The following is a 21803-nucleotide window of genomic DNA, read 5'->3' as shown; positions in this document are numbered from 1 at the left end:
CCTTTTCCTGCACCCTCTTGACAAAAGTGCAATCACTCTAACCTCTCACCGATGGTTATGCAGATATTCGGGGAGCAGATTTTAGTAGTGCTAATTTGAGGAAAGCTAATTTTACAGGAGTAAGAGCAGGGCTGCAAAAGCACTCTTTTATTAGCTTAATGTTACTTTCATTACTTATAATGGGAGTTATAGGATTGGTATTAGCATTCAATATCCTTTGGGCAAAAGAATATTATTTGAGTTTTGAAGGTATTCAAAGAAATACTCTTATTCCTGGGATAATTGTTTACATATTAGCTTTAGTTTTTGGATTTATAGCAGTTGAGCGAGGCATAGCTACAGCTTTGGCAGCGATAGCTTTGGCTATTGCTGTAGTTGGAGTTAGTACAGTAAGTGTAAGCGGGGATAGAGCTTTCCTTTTGGTTTTAACTGGTGCGGGAGCTGTTGTTGGGGCGATATTTGTCGCTTTAATCGGCTCTTTAGCTGGGGCTATGATTTGGGCTGATGATTGGTCAGTGGTTCAAGCTGTAGTTTTCGTATGGTTTTTAGCTCTTATTTTGTTTTTGGTGATTGTGTCAAAAATTGGGACGGGGATTTTAGCTTTAGCTTGGACTGGAGGTTTTGCTTTAGCTGGAGGAGTAGTAGCTAATTACTGTGCAAGGTTAATTTTAGTAAAAAAACAGAAATTTACTTTGTTGCAACAGATGGCAGCTTTTGTCATCGAAAGAGGTGGCACTAGTTTTCGTCACGCCAATTTAACAGATGCGAATTTTCAAAAAGCCGAACTTAAAAGCACAGACTTGAGACAAGCTAACTTGACGCATACCTGTTGGTTTCAAGCTCAAAAACTGAATCTGGCTCTAGTTAAGTCAACTTATTTAGAAAAGTTACCAGTTCAAGAGTTGGTTACGACAAGGCTAGGACAAGACAAAAACTTTGACTATCAAAACCTACGTAGAGTTAACTTACAAGGAGCAAACTTAACAGATGCCAGCTTCATCGGTGCAGACCTGAGCGAAGCTAACCTCCAAGACGCAGATTTAACTAGAGCCAAGCTAGTACAAACCCAACTGGACGGCACAGACTTCACAGGCGCAACTCTCACAGGTGCATACATCGAAGATTGGAACATTACCACTGACACAAAATTTAACGGAGTGCGGTGCGAATACGTTTATATGCGCCTGCCCACCCCTGATAACCCCGACCCGCACCGTAAACCAGACAATCGCCAGGAAGTATTTGCTGATGGCGAGTTTGGAGATTTTATTAAACCGATTTTTGATACTCTCGACCTGTACCATAACCAAGGCGTTGACCCTAGAGCGATCGCAATTTCCTTTAAGCAGTTAGCTGAAAATCATCCAGAAGCAGATTTGCGAATTGTGGGTATGGAAGTACGGGGTGAAGATAAGTTTCTGTTACGTGCCAAAACTGCGAACGCTGCCGACAAATCTGAACTGAGTGCAGAGTATTTTGATACTTATAATCAGCTAAAAGCTCTGGCAGAACAAGAAGTGAAAGCACTCATCGCCGAAAAAGATAGCAGAATTGCTGATTTACAGAATATGGTAGTGACAGCACTACAGCGTCCCAGCTTTTATTCAAATGTTGAGCAGGTAGGTTTTATGACTAACAACCCTGGTGGCTTTTCAGTTAGTGGTTCTGTTGGTGGTGATATTAATAATGTTCAAGGTGAAAATAACCAACAACGTGTGAGTAACAAAACCTCCAACTTCAACCTGCAAAACGCTCAATTCAGTGGTGGTCTAGTCAACGCCGACACCGTAAATGCAGGACAAATCGGCGGCAACATTACCAACTACAACCCTGAACAGCGTCAGAACCTCGCCCAAGCCGCAGCAGAGATTCAACAGCTTCTCAACCAACTGAGCCAGTCATACCCTACGGCAACGACATCGCAGAGGATGACAGTTGTGGCTAACGCTGTGGATAGGATTGAGAGTAACCCGACGTTGAAAGCAAGGGTAATAGGTGCGCTGAAGGCTGGGGGAACCGAAGCTTTTAAAGAGCTAATCGACCATCCTTTAGTGAATATCCTGCTGGCATCAATCGATGGGTGGCAGGAGGCAGAGTAGTTTGTTGGGTTGGCTATCTCATTAAGATTCAGCATATTTAGTTAAAAAAATTTTGTTAAATGGCTAATGATGAACACGTAATTTTGCTAAAACAAGGCATACAAACAGTTTGGAATCAGTGGAGAGCAGAAAATTCTCACATAATTCCAGAACTAAGTAAGGCAGATTTGAGTAAAATTAATCTTAATGAAGCAGATTTGAGTAGAGTTGACCTCAGTGAAGCAGACTTGAGTAAGGCTAATCTTAGCAGGGCTAACCTTAGCGGCGCAAATTTAAGTAAAGCTGTACTTATTGAAGTTAATTTAAGCAGGGCTAACTTGATTGGAATCAATTTTAGTGGTGCTAACCTCAGTAGGGCCGATCTTAGCGGTGCAAATCTAAGTAAAGCAGTCCTGGTTGACGTTGATTTAACTAATGCTAATCTTTCTGGAACTGTTTTGATAGAAACAAATCTTAGCAGAGCTAATCTTACTAAGTTAAACCTTAATACAGCTAAACTCAGCAGGGTTAACTTTAGCCATGCTAATCTCAGTTACTCTAATCTTAGTGAACTTGAGCTTAACGAATTTGATTTAACATCTGCTAACCTCAGTAGAGCAAATCTTAAGAAAATTCAAGCATTAGGGACAAATTTTACGACAGCTAACCTTACAGGAGCTTGTATAGAAGATTGGCATATTAACAGCAAGACCAATCTAACTAACGTAATCTGTGACTACATCTACCTACGCCAAGGTCAACAAGAACGCCGCCCCAGTAATGGTAATTTTGCCCCTGGCGAGTTCACCAAGCTGTTCCAAAAATCCCTAGAAACCGTAGACCTAATCTTTCGCAATGGTATTGACTGGGATGCTTTTGCTTACTCATTCAAAAAAGTAGAAGTCGAAAACCAAGACGCACAATTGGATGTCCAAAGCATCGAGAAAAAAGGAGATGGCATTCTTTTAATCAGAGTAGCTGTTGCCCCTGATGAAGACAAAGCCAAAATCCACAGTGAGTTCATGCAGAGGTATGAATTTGCAGCCAAGGCATTGGAAGCACAGTACCAAGCAAGGCTTGATGATAAAGATAAAGTAATTGTCAGGCAAGAAGCACAAATTAACCGTCTGTTTGACATAGTAGAACAACAAGGGTCAGTCCAAAAAGCATTAGCAGAAAATCCCAGGAAAATTTCTAATTATTATATGGGCAATCCACACTTTGCAGGTGGCATGGTGGATGCTATTAGTGTTGATGCACAGCAAATCGGTGGTAACATTCAAAACAATAACACTGAAGACTTCCCAAGCTGATCCATGCCGGACTCCCAAGACCCGAAGCAAGTCAATAACAACGACTTACGCAATGCCCAGTTTGGTGGTGGGTTTATTAATGCTGAGAATGTTAATGCTGGCAAAATTGGCGGGGACATCTGGAACATTTTCTTCGGACAGCAGACAGCACCAGTAGGCAATCCGGCTCGACCCAAGAATGAACGCATACTACTAGCCGCAGTCAAGGAAGAACTTACTGCGCGGTTAAGGCAATCTCTACACAATGCCGTGCTGATTAATTTGGGGAAGGAATCACAACCACAGCAGGTAAAACGTCCTTGGGATGCAGAAATAAAAATAGGTCAAAAACCTTCTGAAACTCTCCCAGATACCACAACAATTTTAGAAGTTTTTGATTCTCAAGAAGTTGCCGGGAAACTGTTAATATTGGGTGCACCAGGGTCAGGAAAGACCACCACACAATTAGAACTGGCACAAGCTTTAGTCAACCGTGCCGAAGAACAGTTTGATTATCCTGTTCCTGTTTTATTTAACTTATCTTCTTGGAAAGTTAACCGCCAATCTATAACTGATTGGTTAGTTGCAGAACTTAAATCTAAATATGGGGCTTCAAAAAAGCTTGGACAAGAATGGTTAAAGAATCGTCAATTACTACCATTACTTGATGATTTAGATGAACTTGAGCCACAACGCCAAGAACTTTGCATCCATGCAATTAATCAATTTTTAGCAAGCGAAACTAGGCCGCTTTCTCTAGTTGTTTGCAGTCGAAGTGAAGAATATAGTAACTACTCAACTCAATTACAACTTAATGGTGCAATTTACTTACAGCCTTTAACCAACAATCAAATTTGTGATTATCTAACCGCTATAAATTGTATAGAACTGTGGTCAACTCTCAGTAACGATTTAGATTTACTAGAGTTAGTTACAACTCCCTTACTACTCAACATTACTGTTCTAGCATCTCAAGAAATATCTGTTAAAGAATGGCAGCACTTGAACTCTACAGCAGACCAGATTCAATATTTGCTAGATGCCTATGTAGGGCGGATGCTAACACGGGATACTAACAATAGGTTGTATTTGAAGAACAAAACTCCTAATGCTAGGCAAACACGAATGTGGCTTGTTTGGTTAGCTCAAAAAATGCTTTTAGAATCAAAAACTGAGTTCTTGATTGAAGAAATACAGCCTTATTGGTTAAAATATCGCACTCAAAAATGGATATACAAATTTATAGTTTGGTTGATTGTTAGTATCAGTAGTGGACTGAGCGGTCTAATAATTAATGGGTTAATTAGTGGAATAATTTTGGGATTAAGCTGGGGGTCAATATTAGGGGTATTTTTTGGGATAACCTCTGGGCTAATCGTTGGGCTAGGTTATGGTTTTATTTCTGGGTTAATTTTGGGACTGCTTTTAGGAATACTAGCAGCAGCAGATAAGGAAATAAAAACTATAGAGTTTTTGAAATGGTCTTGGAAAAAAACTAAAAGTCAGATGATTATAATAGGAATTTTTACATTAATTACTGGGCTGATTTTTGGACTAGTTAGTGGGTTGTTTTTTGGATTAAGTATTTGGTCGTTTTTTGGACTAAGTAACTCCAACATTAAAAGAAAAACAATCCCTAATCAGGGGATCAAGAAATCATCTGTCAATGCTAGAATTTTTTGGCTGGCTGGTGGGCTAGCCGGTGGTCTATTAGTTGGGTTAATTTATGGGCTAGTTAAGGGGCTGATTACTGGACTAAGTGGTGGACTACTTTTTATGCTAGGTGGTGGACTAGAAGTTGGAATAACTGTTGGACTGATTGGTGGAGTCATTGGCGGGCTATTTGGTGGTGGTATAACCTGCATCCAACACTTCACCCTACGCCTCATCCTCTACTGCAACGGCCACATCCCCTGGAACTACGCCCGTTTCCTCGACTACTGCACCGAACGTATGCTGCTCCAGCGTGTCGGCGGCCGCTACCGGTTTATCCACAAACTGCTGCAAGACCATTTCGCTCAAATGGAATTCAAGCGAGATTAAGAAAGAATTTGCATCTGTTGGTCTAAAAAATAACGGTGATATCATTTACAACAATATCGCTTAAACCTGCTCAAGCCTAACCCATGCCCGATTCACAAAACTCAAAGCAAGTCAACAACGACTTACGCAATTCCCAGTTTGGCGGTGGGTTGATTAACGCTGGCACAGTAAACGCTGGGCAAATTGGCGGCGACATCTACAACATTCACCTTGGGCAGCAAACGACAGCATCAGGTAATTCAGTCCAATCACAGAATCAACGCCAGCGATCGCAACAAGAAAGAGACTCACTCGAAAAGGCTTACACCCTCCAAAGCCAGAAAGTCGCAAATCTACGAACAGCGTTGGTTATTGAAACCGATGTATCCCGCAAGTTTCAATACGAACAACAGCTTCAGTCAGAGGAGCGCACACTGAAGGAGCTTGGTGACAAGTTGGATGCAATTGAACAACAGTTGCAAGCGGCTGATAATTCTGGGGTAGGGGCAGACACAACTATATACATTCAAAGGCCACCAATTGAGGACAAATGCTATAAAGCAATCGTGCAACCTGGAGCCTTAATTCGCATCAAAGCCCCGCAGAGAATGGGGAAAACTCTGCTGCTAGAGAAAATCCTAGACCATTCTAGAGAGCAGGGATATGAGACAGTTAAATTGGATTTAAAACTTGCTGATAGTTCTACTCTGACTGACCTAAAAACTTTCTTACATTGGTTATGTGTCAATGTTTCTGATAGCTTGGATGTGAAAGACTTGGTAGATGAATATTGGCAAGAAAGTTTGGGTTTAAATACAAGTTGCACTCGTTATTTTCAAAGATATTTGTTATCGAATATAAATAGCTCTCTTGTTTTTGCGATAGATAATTTTGAACGTCTATTTGAATATGCCAATATTTTCTCAGAATTCTGTCTCCTGTTGCGGAGTTGGTATGAAACAGCCAAACAAGGAGACAGAATGGGAAAAATTTGGAAGAAACTACGACTAGTGGTAGTTAATTCCACAGAAGCTTACCCCACTCTAGATATCAATCGTTCACCGTTTAACGTTGGACTAGCTATTGAGTTACCTGAGTTTAATCAACAACAGGTGCAAGAAATGGTGAAACTGTATGAACTAGGGGGGTATTTTGGGGAAGAGGGATTAAGTAACTTAATCAAGTTAGTAGGTGGACATCCTTATCTCTTAAACGAGGCAATAGCTAACCTCAAAAGCCAGGAAACTTCTTTAAAGGAATTAATCAGCCTAGCTCCAACAGAACAAGGAATTTTCAGCTATCATTTACGGCAGCAACTAGAATCTTTGCAAAGTGATTCTCAGTTAAAAGAAGGTTACACAAAAGTGATAACAGTAGATAAACCAGTGCAGCTTAATCCGGAAATCACTTTTAAATTGCACAGTCTAGGGCTAGTTAAGATAGTGCGTAATGACTGTATTGCTAGTTGCGATTTGTATCGTCAGTATTTTTTGGCACGTTTGGAGTAGTTTATGGTTGACCAGTACATTTTCTCTGGAAGTCTACCTGAAAATGCCAGTACTTATGTCAACCGAGAAGCTGATGATGAATTAAATGAAGCCCTATTACAAGGGAAGTTTTGTTATGTATTAAATTCTAGACAGAGTGGAAAGTCCAGCTTGCGTGTAAGAACAATGAGCCGCTTAGGTGAAGCTGGTGTAGAGTGTGCATCAATTGATTTATCCTCCATTAATATTCAGACAGCAACTCAAGAAAATTGGTATGCAGATTTGATTGTTAAGCTCATCGATAGTTTTGCCTTGGATGTAGATTTTAAAGCCTGGTGGGAGCAGAATCAATTAAATTCACCATTATTAAGATTTAGTAACTTTCTGACAAAAATTCTTCTCGCAGAAATTTCAGAAAATATAGTAATTTTTATTGATGAGATTGATAGTGTTCTGAGTCTAAATTTCCCGACAGATGATTTTTTTGCTTTTATTAGGTCTTGTTATAATGAGCGAGTTGATAACGGGTGAACGAAAAAAGGTGTGGGAGAGTAGGGAGAGTAGTTAGCGGATAAAGCACGCTAACATAGTTGATACCATGCAACTAAACTACCCATGAACAACCTCCAATCAATTCTGTCTCACATCAGTGACACACTCCAGGACTTACCGGAGTGTCACCATTTAGAAGAATTTGTGAGCGAATTCTACAGTATGTGGCTAAAATTAGGGAAATTTGTGCAACAAAGCTTATTTCAAGCCTTAATTGAAGAAAAAGAAGCCCAATACTCACATCCGAGAACTAAAAGAGAAAAAAGATATTACACTCCATTAGGTGAAATGGTTCTTGTGCGTAGAGCTTATGTCACAGGAGATGGTATTAAGGTCAAAGTTGATGAAGAATTAGGGCTACCAAAAGATAAATGGCTACCAATGGTATTAGAATTAGCCTGCGCCTTGGGAGTGAGTAGTGAATTTCCGAATTCTCACTCGTTGTTTCAAAAATGGACAACGCTAAATTTGACGCAAAAAACCTTAGCTAATCAAGTAGAAAAGGTAGGAAATCAACTACAAAGTCAAGAATTTCAAGTTGAATGTGATATGGATTTGAGTTCACAGTTGTCAGGAGATAATTTAGAGTCAGAGCCAGTAGATTTATTATATGTGGGAGTTGATGGAGTCATGACTCCCTTGAATCAAAAACAAGGATATAAAGAAGCAAAAGTTGGTGTAATTTTTTGGAATAAACACCATCAAAAAGTTGGTAAAAAAAGAGGTGTTATCCGGCAACGGGAATATGTAGCTACTTTAAAATCCCGTCTAGATTTTAGAGAAAGAGTATCGCAGTTATATAATCAAGTAGCAGGTAAAAAACCTACAAAAACCGTATTTCTTGGTGACGGCGCACATTGGATTTGGGCGATGGCATCAGAACAATTTCCAGGTTCGGTAGAGATTCTGGACTTTTTTCATCTCTCGGAATATGTTTGGGCAGTAGCGAAAGCAGCGTATCCAAATAAAGAAGATACTCAAAAAGATTGGGTGAAAACTCAACAACAACTACTGAAAAAATCACAATGGACTAGAGTCATTGAAAATTGTCATCAATTCCAAAAGAAAAAGAAAGATTTAAGCAAAGCAATTACTGATTTAGAGCGTTATTTAACTAATAATCAGAGTCGGATTGATTATTGCTCCTATTTAAAAGCTGGTTTAATGATTGGTTCAGGAGTTGTTGAAAGTTCCAATCGTGTGTAGTTACACAAAGATTAAAACAGGCTGGGATGCACTGGTCTTGTTTTGGAGCAGAAGGAGTTATGGCTCTTAGAGCAGCATATTTAAGTAATTCAACTCGATGGTCAAATTTTTGGTCATCCTTATCTTACAATCACAGTAAGTTAGCATAAAGCTGACGATAACACTTTTCCAAGTAAGCTTGTATTTAATAGTGGTCAAAACAAGAGAACACAGTCTTTCAGATTTAGCACACAGAATAGAACTTTTACAAGCTAAAAGAGAAGAAATCAACCAAGAAATCTCTACTCTTAACCTGAGTGATGTAGCTTTTCATGGTTGTTGGATTGTTCGTTACCGCGCTAAAGGTAAGGGTGGAGCTTATTGGTATTACAAGTGGCAATCAGGAGAACCTATCTTTGTTACCAAAAATGGTAGCAAAAGTTGTCATCAATATATTGGTAAAGCAGGTAGTCCAGCTTTTTTAAAGGCAGTTGAGATGATGAAAAATCGCACAAAAATCGAAGCGTTAAACCAGGTGCTTCACACACTAGAACTAGGACTAAATGACCTAGTTGAAGAAGCTACAAGATATCAAAAATCTGATGAAAGTTAAAATTTATCTTACTGGGAGCTTAGTTAGCGGATGTCATCCGCTAACTAAGCTCTTCCCCACACCTTTTTTCGTTCACCCGTTGATAACCCCCAATATAATCGCCTCACTTTTTGTTTGCTAGGGGTCGCATCACCAACCAGTTTAATACAAGATAAGAACCGTACTCCGTTTAACATTGGTAAGGCTATTTCCCTCAAAGGCTTTCAACTGCATGAGGCCGAACCATTAGAGGAGGGTTTAAAGGGAAAGTTTAATAATCCTCAAGCAGTAATACAAGAAATATTGCAGTGGACGGGGGGACAACCATTCCTAACTCAAAAGCTGTGTCAGTTTATGGTTGAGGAATCAGCACAGGAACACCCTCGTTCAGTAGAGCAAGTTGTTAAGTCACGGATTATCGAAAGCTGGGAATCCCAGGATGAACCTGAACATTTACGAACAATTCAAGCCAGGATTTTACGAGATGAACAACGGGCAGGTTACTTGCTAGAACTGTACCAGCAAGTCAGATTAGCTGAAGAACAATCTCAAGTTATAGCAGATGAAACATTAGAGCAAAGCGAGTTACAGCTTTCAGGATTGGTTGTTAGACAGCAAGGGCATCTGAGAATTTATAACAAAATTTACCGTGAAATATTTAACTTAAATTGGATTGAGATTCAATTAAATAATCTGCGTCCTTATTCTGAAAACTTTCGCTTTTGGGTAGCTTCCGGTGAAACTGATGAATCGCGGTTGCTGCGGGGACAGGCATTACAGGAAGCAGAAGAATGGGCGAAAGATAAAAACTTAAGTTATCAGGATAAACAGTTTTTAGCAGCTAGTAAAGAAAAGGAAATTGAACAAGAGATTGCTGTCAAACAACAAGAGGCTGCATTAGAAAGAGAGAGGCAGGATAAAGAAGCACTAGAGGCGAGAAATCAATTACTCAGTGAGGCAAATAAGAAAGCTCAACGGCGAATTAGTATTGGAATTTTTGTTTTGGTTGTTGCAGTTTTGGGAGCGGCAATTTTAGGTGGATTAGCTAAACAAAAGATTGATAATGCTAATGAACAAGTTAAAGCTGCTAACTCTCAGATTGATGCAGCTAATGAGCGAGTTAAAACTGCTAACTCTCAGGTTGATGCAGCTAATGAACAAGTTAAAGCTGCTAATTCTCAGGTTGATAATGCGAATAAAAGTTTAAAACAAGCCCAGATAAAAATTAGAGAAGCACAAACAAAAGAACAAGAAGCCAATAAGAATACTGTACGAGCAATAAAGCAAGAACAACAAGCAAAAAAAGAAGTAGAAGACGCTAAAAAAAATGTTAAGGAGGCTGAGAGTAGAGAAAAAGAAATTTTAGCAAAGCTTACATTTAAAGAAAACGAACTTCAAAAAACAAGCACCAAAAATGAAGAGGCAAAAGCAGAAATTGAAAACGTTCGCGAACTTGTAAAAATAGCTGGACAATTGCGAAACCAAAGTTCATCAGATTCAGATGAAGCTCTAAAGCTGGCAGCAGTATCATTTAATATTGATAACCATGAACTCAAACAATCACTATTACTTACTGCTAAATCACAGGTCTACCAACAACTGAAAGACTGGAATAACTCTAATAAGGAAATTAAAGAAAGCCAGTCAAATTTATCTCAGGTTGACAAAAAAGTTTTAAATTCACGTCAAGGCTTGCAAGTTCAAGTATTAGTTCAGAAAATTCTAGGTGATTTACTAGCTCAGGATAAACAAACTCAGAAAGCTATAGAATATTATAGTAAAGCTTTTAATATCTTAAAAAATCACCCAAATGAAACTGATTTTACCAAAGATAATCAGTTGCTCACAGACGAGAATATTGAATCAGTTTATCGAAGCTTAAGGAAGCTAAACCCTCAAGATAAAGACGTTGAAACACAATTGACAAAACATTTATATGCTCAACTTGAATACTATTTAAGTCCTCAAATAAAAAATTGGGAAGCTGCTGATAAAAAAACATACCAACTCATGCTAAATCTTGCGAAAAGGGAAAAAGTAGGATATTTAGATTATGAGCAGATTAATAGTTTCTCTTGTCTAGACCTGCAAAACATAGATAAGCTTTGGATCAATGCAGACAAACGTTTTGGCTTTAGTGTACAGAAGGAAATATGGATTAAGACTGGGAATCGACTAGGTATAAAATATGAAGACTGGACTAACAAAGACAGAGAAAATTATTTACCATTTGCCAGAGCAGTTGGATGGTATGATAACGAACTAGAGGACACTACAAGTCTCTCCAGCGGTGGTTTCTTAGTGAGCAGTGTAGTTAGTGCAGTTACGTATGATAAATCCAGCGGTGGTTTCGTAAGCTATGACTTGCTATATAAGCGTATAAAAGAAGACGCATATAATGAGGAGGGGGGACTACCCTATATTGCGGTGGGGGTTGGGGTGGTGGATCTGGGAGGATCTCTCTTCTCTCGCGTTGCGACTTGTAAACTGTAACATATAGTGCGATTGGTTGGCTATAAACCAGTTTACATAAGGATTTGGAGGATTAGCCGCTAGGTAAAAAGAAAAAAAAGAAAATTTTTGAATTACCTTGACAACTGGATAATCATATAGGTGAGGCGATAGAAACCAAGTCCTATCCCACAGGTGCAGTGGTGACAGCGTATCCCCCAGCCCAGAGACTAGTTATCATATCAAGTCCGGTTAATCACTTATGATTAACGCATCTGTGCAAAAACCCCAAAAGCCTCTTTTCCCCTGCCCCCTGCTCCCTGCTCCCCTGCCATCTAAATGATAAGTCTTTAACCGGACACGATATCAAAGAGTTGAAGCGGAGGCAAAGCGATGCCTGCGGTGGGCATTGCCTACACATCACTCGCTCATTTTAAAATTCTAGGCAGATACAGTACCCCTACTCCCCCACCGGACACCGCCGCATCATCTCCGCCAGCGCCACCGCCTCACCATCCGGCGTATACACAACCTCACCCGACATCGCAATCACGATCCTTTGCTTCCGCCCCCACTCAAACCAAGCAACCACAACAGATTTAGCTTGTTGTACTTCCGGTTTCCTCCCTTCCTTACAAGCTACTACAAATACAGCTTCCGGTGATTTAATGCCCTTCCAAGCTCGTATCGCTTCTTTGAGGTAAGCGATCGCACCAGTGCAGAAATCCACCACAGCCTTAAGCACTCCACTTTGTTTACTCTTCACATTAGAAATCTTGCGCCAAATTCCGTAAAAGCAGATACTCAAGATGTATGTGCTATAAAAACCGTGCTTTTGAGTAGTCCCTGCCCCAATTCATGAATAATGATTCTATTCACAAAATTCTACTGTTAGCTGCCAATCCCATCGGCAGTAGATACCTGCGTCTGGGTGAAGAGATGCGGGAGATTGAGGAGGGGTTGAAAAGGTCAAAGAACCGAGAACGGTATTCTATAGCCACAGCCCAGGCAGTACGCTATCGAGATATTCATCGGGCAATACTGGAACACGAACCGCAGATTATTCATTTTTCAGGTCATGGGGCAGGAGAAGAAGGTTTAGTTTTTGAGGATGAAACGGGAGCAGCGAAGTTAGTTGATGGAGAAGCGTTAGCTGGACTGTTTCAATTGTTTTCAGGGCAAGTAGAGTGTGTAGTTCTCAATGCTTGCTATTCCCAGGTACAAGCAGAAGCGATCGCGCAACATATTCCTTGTGTTATCGGGATGAAGAAAGCGATTGGAGATCCGGCAGCGATTGAGTTTGCAGTCGGGTTTTATGATGCGCTAGGGGCGAAAAAATCTTATGAGTTTGCCTACAAGCTCGGCTGTAATGCGATTAGAATGGCAGGAATACCAGAACAGGATATTCCCACTTTCTTGCAAACCGCTCAGATTGAGCCAATGTCTACCAAGGCTCAACCCCCTCAACTCGTTTCGTCGGGTGTCTCGACGACTCAGTTTGATGTTTTCTTAGCACACAATACCCAAGATAAACCTGAAGTTAAAGCGATCGCACTTGCACTCAAGCAGCGAAATATAAAATCTTGGATAGATGAAGAACAAATAGCACCAGGGCGTTCATTTCAAGATGAGATACAGCAAGCAATTCCACTGGTTAAGTCTGCCGCTATATTTATTGGTTCACAAGGACTAGGGCGTTGGCAGAGTTGGGAGTTAAAAGCATTTATAGCAGAGTGTGTTGAGAGAAAAATTCCTGTAATTCCTGTATTGCTGCCTGGAGTAAATAATTTACCCGAAGATTTAGTGTTTTTAAAACAGCTAAGATGGGTTGCTTTTTCCAACGGAGTTGATGACGAGGCAGCTTTAGATTTATTGCAGTGGGGCATAACTGGAGAAAAACCCCAGAGCCGCGAACAACTGGAGCAAAAGCCTGGAGAAATCCCACCCAAAACAGTTTTAGAAGAAGTTGATAAATTAGGGAACGATGAAAACCGAAACCAATTCATCCCTAACTCAGCATACTTAGAGCAAATCAATAACATTATTCAACAAATAGTAGATGGAAGTTTAGATTGTCTTGATGAAAACCTGAGCTATCTAAATCAAAATCAAAATAAAGAAAATTTATTAAATGTATTAGTGTCAGAAAGTAATGTAGAAAAGATAAAAGATAAACTAAATAAAGAAAGTAAAAATATTGATAATTCTAAATCAATCATTGCTATTTTTTTAAGTAAAATACTTAAAGATAAAAAAGCTCAAAGAAAATTAATTAATAATTATGTAGCTGGCAACATTTTAAAATTATTATTAATTCTTGAACCACAAAATGATTTTAGTGATTTTGATCTATCTAATATTTCTATCTGGGACGTTGATTTTAGAGACGCTATATTAGCAAGAGTAAATTTTACTAATTCCGATCTGCGTGATTCTGTTTTTGTTGAACCATTAGGTTGTATTCATTCCATCGTTTTTAATTCTGATGGTAATTATTTTGCAACAGGAGATGCTCATGGTTCAATCAGAGTCCATAATACAGAAAAACGAGAGCTAATTGCTTTTGGAGATGCAAGCAAAAGTCCGATATGGTCAGTTGCTTTTAGCCCAAACAATAAGAAACTAGCCAGTAGTGCTGAAGATGGTATTGTTACTTTATGGAATGTAGAAAACTTAGCTACAGAAGAAATTAGAATTAATATTACTAAAACTTTTCAATATAATAATCATATATTATCTGTTTCATTTAGTCCTAATGGAAAAATTCTTGCTATTGGTGGAGATGAAAGAGGTATCTTCTTACAAAATGTTGAAAATTTTAATGGTTTACAAGTTTTACCAGATAAAAACATATCTTGTTTAGTTTTTAACCATAAAAATAATAATATACTTGTCAGTGGAAGTAAAAACGGAATTATCAGGCTATGGAATATAACTAGTAAAACTAGCAAAAGGTTAAAAAGTGACGATACTTATACAATCAGATGTATTGCATTTAGCCCTGATGGTAAAACACTTGCTAGTGGGGGAGAAGATGGTAAAATTCGAGTTTGGTATGACGATAATAATTGGGAAGTTTTTAATAATTTAAATACTCAACCAGAAGTAATTTCACATCCTGATATAAAGCAAGTACGGGCATTAGTATTTAGCCCCGATGGAAAAACTATTGCAATTGGATGTATTAATAATGAAAAGGATAGTCGTTATAGCGAACATAAGATTAGATTTTGGTCTATAGCTACTAAAAACTGGACTGGCTTACCATTAAATGCTCATAAACATTTAATAAGAAGTTTAACGTATCATCCTAAATCAGAAAAAAACCTTTTATTAAGTGGAGGAGATGGTCGTACAATCAGATTTTGGGATACTCAAACTCGAGAATGTAAATATGTTATCAAAGGATATGCTAATAGAATTTGGTCTATAGCTACTAGCTATGATTGTAATACTATTGCTTGTTGCGGTGAAGATAATCAAATTCGTATACTGAATAAAACTAATAGTAGTTACAAATCTATTCAAATACTTTCTAAGCATACTGATTGGGTTTGGTCAGTAGCCTTTAGTCAAGATAATAAATTTTTAGCCAGTGCAGGTGAAGATAGTAATGTTATATTATGGCAACGCAATGGCAATCAATGGGAATATAAAGCAACTTTGAAAAAACATGAAGGGAGAGTAAGACGTGTTATTTTTAGCCCTGATAGTAATATTCTTGCTAGTGCAGGCAATGATAGAAAAGTACTTCTATGGAATATAAACGCAGATACAATAGATCATAAACCAACACCAGATAACATTATTTTACATGAGGATCGAATATTATCTTTAGCTTTTAGCTTAGATGGAAAATATATTGCTAGTAGTAGCGGAGATAAAGTTATTAAAATCAAAAATCTTGAAAGTAATAATTTTATAGATTTTCGTGAACACCATGATAATCAAGTACATACTGTAGCTTTCAGCCCAAATCCAGACGAAAGAATTCTTGTTAGTGGAAGTTTTGATAAAACATTAAAAGTGTGGAATATTGATCGCGAAGACAAATGCCATTGCATTCGTACCTTAAAAGGGCATAGTGGAGGAATACTATCTGTTGTTTTTCATCCAACAAACAATAGTATAGTTGCAAGTGCTGGACATGACAAAACTATAAGATTATGGAATATAAGCCAGATGAGATGTATAGAGACACTGGAAGAACATAAAAGCACTGTAGAATCTGTAATCTTTACTTGTGATGGAAATTATCTTCTAAGTGCTAGTCAAGACCAAACTATTAAAGTTTGGGATGTATCATCTATTAATTCTAGTGAATTTATAAGCCCTGTTTGTATCGATACTATTGAATTTTCTAATCCGTATCAAGATATGAAAATAGCTGGTATTAAAGGTTTAAGTGCAGCCCAAATTGCTACTTTAAAAGCACTAGGAGCAGTAAGCTAATTTATTCAAAACAAGAATAATACCTTTTTGTCTAATTAATAATCTTCATGTTTTGCAATATTAATTGTAATACATAACTAAAGCCCTAAATAAAGTTAAAATAATGAAGGCCTTCTAAAATACCATTTGCATAAAAAGATTTTGCCATATAACGATAACTTTTTAAATTAGCTTTGTACCATTCAACTAATTCTGAACGCGCGTTACCAACAATAATCCCTCGTTCTTCTCCAGCATTAAACAATGCTATATCATTGCCAGAATCACCACACACAACTGTGTTATGAGAACCAAATTGCCATTTATGTTGTAAAAATTTAACAGCTAATCCTTTATCTGCATACAGAGGCAAAATATCAAGGTCTTTTGCTCCACTATATATTAAATTGAATTTCAAATCATTTTTCGCTAAGTCTGATTTCAATTTCGGTATAACCTTTATAGAGTCTTCTTCAGTTAATAAATAGCTTGCCTTAAAAGGACGTTGTTCTGATTCTTGTTGCTGAATTAATTCAGGAAAAGTTTCAGCTACCTTTACTGCTAAGTCGCGATTCCATCCAAAAGATAACTTTTCTGCCCACTCTGAATCAGTAGTATATTCTTGGCAATCAAAGTAAATTTCTGTTCCTACAGAAGCAACAAGCGCATCAGGAGTCAGAAGTAATTGTTCTCGTAACAACTCTTTATATAAAGTTAATGATCTTCCAGTTGCATATACTATTTTTGTTCCATATTCTTTTCGATGATGTTCTAACTTATGGTTAAGCTTTTTTAAAGCTTCTTTATCTCCTACCAATGTATGATCTAGATCGGTAACAAATAAAAATATATTCATGATATTCAGAAAATAATTGGATATTTTACAATCTGCAAGTAACTCTACCGTTTTGCAGAGATAACAAGGGCCAAATCACTACATTAAATTCGGTCTAGTTTTTTACATAAGTTTCGTAATTGTAAGGAAGAGAAAATATCACAAAATAGTAACAAAAGTATAAATAACTTTTGTTCCAGTATTATACAGTTTTTTATCAAAATAACAACAATTCTAGAAATTCCCAATTACATGAAATATAACCCACCTATATCACACCACTCAACTATTTCAAGATTTCTAGCAAACACAAAACCCTACTCCCCGACCGGAAACCGCCGCATCATTTCCGCAACCGCCACCGCCTCACCATCCGGCGTGTACACAGTTTCCCCCGACATCGCAATCACAATCCTGTTTTTCCTTGCCCACTCGAACCAAGCGATCGCACCCGATTTAGCCTGCTGTGCTTCTGGCTTCCTCCCTTCCTTACAAGCCGCAACAAACACAGCCTCCGGTGACTTAATTCCTTTCCAAGTTCGTATCGCCTCCTTCAAATAGGCGATCGCTCCCGGCACGTTCTCCCAGCATCGCCTAACTGTACGTTGAATCTCTGTATTAAGCCGAAACTGTGGGGTACAGGGTATTTCTCGTAACTGCTGCAACACTTCCTGAACCTCTTGGTTACTGGGCTGTATTGATTTTTCTACACCCTCAAAAGCGTAATCATCATCACCAGAGTCTCCTGACTGAAAATTTGACGCAACCGGGGCACAAGAACGATCCTCATGAGTATCTGTCTCGGTAGTTGAGTCAACCTGTTCTATCTCTTCAACGAAGTGAGTAATTTCGGGTAACTCTGGTTTTGCTGTTTGGCAAATTGGTTCCTGGTCATAGTCCAAAATTTCGGTTTCCACTTCCTCACTTTTTTTAAGCTCAACAGCAGAGTGTTGTTGTGGCTTTGAAGCTTGAGTATGGTTTCTGTGGTATTGTTCTGCATTGAATCTGGAAGGTTCAGTTTTGCACTTGCCATGTTCAAGTAACTTATTCAGTACATCGAAGTTTAATTTATACTGCCATGTTCTATCCTGCCCGTTACCAGGGTTTTTCTGCTTTTCGATGATGCCCATCTCTTCAAGCAGAGCGATCGCACTTCGGATTACGTGCAGGCTGTGTTCGCCCATCAAATCAGCATAGATTCGCTTTAGAGGCTGGTAAATCCAAGGGGTACGGTGATTGTTCACCTTCCACTTTGTCCAATGCCAGAAATACTCAATCAGCTTGGCCGCGCAGAAGTTTCCGGTGATGTCCAGATATTCCCGGCGCAGAATCACCAGGACAGAAAATCTCTCAGCAGATGCAATACTACTCATATCCTACCTTCCGTGTGTATCAAAACAGATTTAGCTAAAACGGCATATTTTCTTGGTCTTCTTCTGGGGCCTGTGACCAAAACTCATGGAGTACGTTGAGTTTTGCTGCCTGAAGCCGCTGTTTCTCTTCGGGCGAGACTTCACCGACTAATTTCTCTACCTCAGCCTGTTGTCGTTGCTTCATCTGCTCGGTAGTCACAACTGGTAAAGCCAGGGTTTCATTTTTTGTAGATGGTCGGAAGTTGCGACGACGGAACAAAAAGCGGAAATGGCGTTTATCTTGTGGTGGTAGACTTCGCCATACATCCTCATCCCAGCCAGGGGGTACAAAATCAGATGACGGAGGTAACAGGGTTTGGACTTGGGCTTGTAATTGGGCGATCGCCTGTTGCATCGCAGGGATAGCTTGGAGTAATGCCAACTGTTCAGTGCTGAGGGTTTGGGGGGAGTACCCTGTTTGTGATCAGATAAATACCCTTGTCCCGGCTCTAGCTACCATACGGTAGTTATTGGCTGCTGTTTGCTTGCCTTTGTACTTCCGGGCATCCATCGCGTAGTATTCCAGCACTGTATGACAAAGTTCGTCAATCACGAACAAGCTCCCGTGAGCATCATTCGTTATGAGCCTCCAGTCTTTACCAGCACTTGGTTTCAGCGATTCTGGTAAGTCATTCGTTATGGGCTCACAATCACGAATCTTGTTTAGCAACTGAGTAATTGCAGGTTGGTCTACACCACAAAAGTTAGCTAAAGCTGTGACGGTCATCCCGCTTACGCCGTCGTTGGTACGGGTACAAAATCCTAACTCGTCCTGAATTTGAAACGTAATCGCATCCATGAATATTTCTCCAAAATTGAGCGTATGAAAATATCGGCAGCACTTGAGCCGTACTGCATTCAGTTCTTTTAAAGATGTAAGCGCGAGTTCTATTTACTGGTTTTGACCTTGCCAGAACCGCAATTCTGACTTGAAATACCTACTTGTTTTTTTCCCTTGGTCTTTCCAGTGATCCCAGGCCACAATCACTTCCTCACCTAAATCTTCTACAACTTCACCCCTGGCGTTATACAGGGTGTAGTAAGGGTCAGCGTAGGCAACGATAGAACCAAATCCGATGCTACAAGGTTCAGTAGAAACCTCTTCAATGGCAGTGATTACTTCTGTTTGTTGAGTGGTAAGTTCATCTGTAGGAAGCTCAGTAGAAGTCTCTTCAAAGTTGGTAATTACTTGTGCCTTCTGGGTGACCAGTTCATCCGTATCGGGTTCAGTAGCAGCTTCAAGGGCAGCAATTAACTGTGTCTCTTCGGTAGTAAGTTCCGCCCAATAGTCTGATTTGATTACCTCATACTGTTGGGCGACACTCCAAAAATCCTGCCAACTACAATCAGGTTTCTCAAGTACTTGCTTAATCTCACTAACCGCTTGTGGCACGAATTGTAATTGTTCGACCCTATAGGCGATCGCGCTTGGTGTCGGTTCGCTGCCCAAAATCAGAGCCGCAGCCTGGAGTGCTTGGGTGTTGTTCATCGCACTGGCCAGATTGCCCAAAGCTATACCCATCAGCCGTAAACACTCCTGGGCATTCTCTTTGGGCGGTTGAAGAGCAAGTGATCGCAGATCAATCGTTTGGTCTAATGCTTGTTTGACCTGCTTGTTGAGTGGCTTAGTTACTTGTTTGGTAAGAGTATTACCCGATTCTTGGGTAGGACGTTCTTGTACAGCGTTTTCTAACTCCTGAATACGCCGTTGTAACCGTTGGTTCTCAAGCTCTAACTGTCTTAGTCCCTCTAACTCAAATAGCCGTTGCTGTAACTGGATATTTTCTTCTTTTTGTTGCTGAAATAGGTTTTGTAAAGCAGTAAGTTGTTCTTGTACTTGCTGTTGGGCTTGGGTTGTCGCTTCCGTTTGCAAGCCAATTCTCAAGTCTTGCTCCAGCCGTTCCAATTCTTGCTGGTGTTGTTGCTTGAGTTGGGCAATTGCTTCGGCGTATTCTTTGGGGTAAGTTCGCTCGGTACTAAATGACTCAATTGCGTCATTATTCAAATCGGTATTGTTAACCAGTTCCCTGCTGCCATCCTTAAAGGTGACAATCTGCTGCCTTTGATTGGGTGGGTCTGCTTCTATGGTTCCTGATTCGCCATGCCTGTGGTGAGTTAGTGACGTAACCGTGACTGTGGGGGAAGGGGGAACCACTGGTTCTTCAATTTTAGGAACCAATGGTTCCTGACTTTTTTGGCGTGGCAGACGAGGAACCACTTTTTGAGCCGCAGCTGCAAAGTCTGATTCGCTGGGGGAGGGACTTTCTTCGAGTGCGATCGCTATTTCTCGTCCTGACCGCCCGATGACCATTAACGAAAACTTCACCAACGAGCCGTTTACCGAACTTTGGGTAATTCCTGTTGCTGGTGGACTCAAAGACCAGTTCAAGGGTCAGGCTTCCATGCTGCTTTCGTTCTTGATGCATCGCCGGAGTAAAGACAGTTTCGCCGGACTGTACAACCACTTTGCTCATCGTGCTTTCCAGCAATGGTGCGAAGAGGGTATGCCGGGAGATGCCAAAGAGTTTTGTTATGCGGCGATCGCTAGTGTGTTGAAAAACTATATCTTCTGTGCCGAGTTCCAAAAGGTGGAAGGTGCGCTGGGTACATATTGGTTCATTCAATGGTCTTACCGTAACCCGCAGTCTGATTTTGAAAAGGATGCTCTCGTTGCTGCTGAGATGATCCGGTCTGGTGCGGAGTCTGGGGCAACAATTCACTGGGTTACGAATGACACTTACGAAAGGTGGGCGTTAAATGCAGAGATTAGACCTGCACTGCCAGCAGTCTCGGAGGCAGAGGCAAGGGCATCGTTACAGCCGCAGAATCAGGTGGTTGTGCCGAGTAAAAGACGGTAATTAACAAGTAATAACGGCGGTTCAACGATGAATCGCCACACTAACTAATTATGAAACAACTAACAGGATTTACACCAATCGCTGCACTACCTGAATCTACTGCGGCTTCTGCTAAGAAAGAATTATTAGACACCATTGATTGGCTACAGGCTGAAAGTGCAGCGACCGAAACTAATCTCAATCTTTTAATAGCAATTGTTCAATCAATTCTCTGGTCTGAAGAATCGTACACCAGATTTTTACAGTGTGGTTTTGATACTGCAATTGAGTTGTTCGATATCAGTTCTCAAAATTGGGATTTTGAAGAAGCAATGTTATCACGCCACAATCCCAGAAATTGGAATGAGTACAAGCAAGCAAACACGGGCGGTAGAAGCATAAGCAATCAATATTAAATATCAGAGATTTAATTATGGGCATTAAATGGGATGACAATGAATTAGCAACCCTCGACGAAATGGCGGAAATGTATACACCAAAACAGATAGCTTTTCGCCTCAAAAGACGTGGTTATCATCGCACAATATCAGCAGTTAAGAGAAAATTGCATTCATTATAGCGGTTATCAGTCTTGTGAAGTACAGTAGCAGCAGTGAGTAAACCAACCC

The 21803-nt window shown here is 39.8% G+C and carries 16 protein-coding genes and 2 pseudogenes; 12 read left to right on the top strand and 6 right to left on the bottom strand.

The genetic code is table 11. The features are described from left to right. Positions 1-62 precede the first annotated feature (62 nt). The 9 genes and pseudogenes from ACM0OY_RS33710 to ACM0OY_RS33670 all read left to right on the top strand — a co-directional run. Positions 63-116: pseudogene (locus ACM0OY_RS33710) on the top strand (pentapeptide repeat-containing protein); the annotation flags it as partial. Positions 117-179: 63 nt separating this feature from the next. After that, positions 180-2099 carry a pentapeptide repeat-containing protein gene (locus ACM0OY_RS33705; RefSeq protein ID WP_414573119.1) on the top strand — a complete coding sequence of 640 codons (1920 nt, stop codon included), beginning with the start codon at positions 180-182 and terminating at the stop codon, positions 2097-2099. Positions 2100-2158: 59 nt separating this feature from the next. Then, on the top strand, positions 2159-3391 hold the full coding sequence (locus ACM0OY_RS33700; protein ID WP_414573118.1) for a pentapeptide repeat-containing protein: 1233 nt from the start codon (positions 2159-2161) through the stop codon (positions 3389-3391). A gap of 3 nt (positions 3392-3394) precedes the next feature. Further along, positions 3395-5413: an NACHT domain-containing protein gene (locus tag ACM0OY_RS33695; protein ID WP_414573117.1), complete on the top strand. Its 2019-nt coding sequence runs from the start codon at positions 3395-3397 to the stop codon at positions 5411-5413. Between the two features lie 83 nt (positions 5414-5496). Then, complete coding sequence (locus ACM0OY_RS33690; protein ID WP_414573116.1) at positions 5497-6900, top strand: AAA-like domain-containing protein; 1404 nt, start codon at positions 5497-5499, stop codon at positions 6898-6900. Between the two features lie 3 nt (positions 6901-6903). Further along, positions 6904-7410, top strand: a complete 507-nt coding sequence (locus ACM0OY_RS33685) for an AAA-like domain-containing protein (RefSeq protein WP_414573115.1) — start codon at positions 6904-6906, stop codon at positions 7408-7410. An 84-nt stretch (positions 7411-7494) separates the two neighbouring features. Then, positions 7495-8786: pseudogene (locus tag ACM0OY_RS33680) on the top strand (ISKra4 family transposase). A gap of 41 nt (positions 8787-8827) precedes the next feature. Then, positions 8828-9229, top strand: coding sequence for a hypothetical protein (locus ACM0OY_RS33675; RefSeq protein ID WP_414573114.1), 402 nt, complete (start codon positions 8828-8830; stop codon positions 9227-9229). Between the two features lie 483 nt (positions 9230-9712). Beyond that, positions 9713-11701: a GUN4 domain-containing protein gene (locus ACM0OY_RS33670; RefSeq protein WP_414573113.1), complete on the top strand. Its 1989-nt coding sequence runs from the start codon at positions 9713-9715 to the stop codon at positions 11699-11701. Between the two features lie 418 nt (positions 11702-12119). Here ACM0OY_RS33670 and ACM0OY_RS33665 read toward each other — a convergent pair whose 3' ends face one another. Then, positions 12120-12425 (bottom strand): hypothetical protein, encoded by a 306-nt coding sequence (locus ACM0OY_RS33665; RefSeq protein WP_414573112.1) that lies wholly within the window; start codon positions 12423-12425, stop codon positions 12120-12122. Between the two features lie 92 nt (positions 12426-12517). Between ACM0OY_RS33665 and ACM0OY_RS33660 the strand changes: the two genes are divergently transcribed. Beyond that, on the top strand, positions 12518-16111 hold the full coding sequence (locus ACM0OY_RS33660) for a TIR domain-containing protein (RefSeq protein ID WP_414573111.1): 3594 nt from the start codon (positions 12518-12520) through the stop codon (positions 16109-16111). Positions 16112-16196: 85 nt separating this feature from the next. Here the strand turns inward: ACM0OY_RS33660 and ACM0OY_RS33655 are convergent, their stop codons facing one another. The 5 genes from ACM0OY_RS33655 to ACM0OY_RS33635 all read right to left on the bottom strand — a co-directional run bounded on the left by ACM0OY_RS33655 (position 16197) and on the right by ACM0OY_RS33635 (position 20648). After that, positions 16197-16946: a sucrose-phosphate phosphatase gene (locus tag ACM0OY_RS33655; RefSeq protein ID WP_414573110.1), complete on the bottom strand. Its 750-nt coding sequence runs from the start codon at positions 16944-16946 to the stop codon at positions 16197-16199. Positions 16947-17242: 296 nt separating this feature from the next. Continuing rightward, positions 17243-18298: a hypothetical protein gene (locus ACM0OY_RS33650; protein WP_414573109.1), complete on the bottom strand. Its 1056-nt coding sequence runs from the start codon at positions 18296-18298 to the stop codon at positions 17243-17245. 34 nt (positions 18299-18332) lie between these two features. Next, complete coding sequence (locus ACM0OY_RS33645; RefSeq protein WP_414573108.1) at positions 18333-18719, bottom strand: hypothetical protein; 387 nt, start codon at positions 18717-18719, stop codon at positions 18333-18335. 42 nt (positions 18720-18761) lie between these two features. Continuing rightward, entirely contained in the window at positions 18762-19064 is a 303-nt protein-coding gene (locus ACM0OY_RS33640) for a hypothetical protein (RefSeq protein ID WP_414573107.1), read from the bottom strand. A 165-nt stretch (positions 19065-19229) separates the two neighbouring features. Continuing rightward, positions 19230-20648, bottom strand: coding sequence for a hypothetical protein (locus tag ACM0OY_RS33635; RefSeq protein WP_414573106.1), 1419 nt, complete (start codon positions 20646-20648; stop codon positions 19230-19232). On the opposite strand from ACM0OY_RS33635, the gene ACM0OY_RS33630 reads away from it, so the two are divergent. Together ACM0OY_RS33630 and ACM0OY_RS33625 are read left to right on the top strand one after the other, a co-directional pair. Next, positions 20641-21195, top strand: a complete 555-nt coding sequence (locus ACM0OY_RS33630; RefSeq protein WP_414573105.1) for a hypothetical protein — start codon at positions 20641-20643, stop codon at positions 21193-21195. The two genes, ACM0OY_RS33635 and ACM0OY_RS33630, sit on opposite strands and share 8 nt — an antisense overlap. Positions 21196-21245: 50 nt before the next feature. Continuing rightward, on the top strand, positions 21246-21590 hold the full coding sequence (locus tag ACM0OY_RS33625; protein ID WP_414573104.1) for a hypothetical protein: 345 nt from the start codon (positions 21246-21248) through the stop codon (positions 21588-21590). The last annotated feature ends 213 nt before the right edge of the window (positions 21591-21803 follow it).

Source organism: Nostoc sp. CCY 9925, from assembly GCF_963920935.1.
GTDB lineage: Bacteria > Cyanobacteriota > Cyanobacteriia > Cyanobacteriales > Nostocaceae > Nostoc.
The sequence above is the reverse complement of the archived record's forward strand: the minus strand, read 5'-3'. Positions and strand labels throughout refer to the sequence as shown.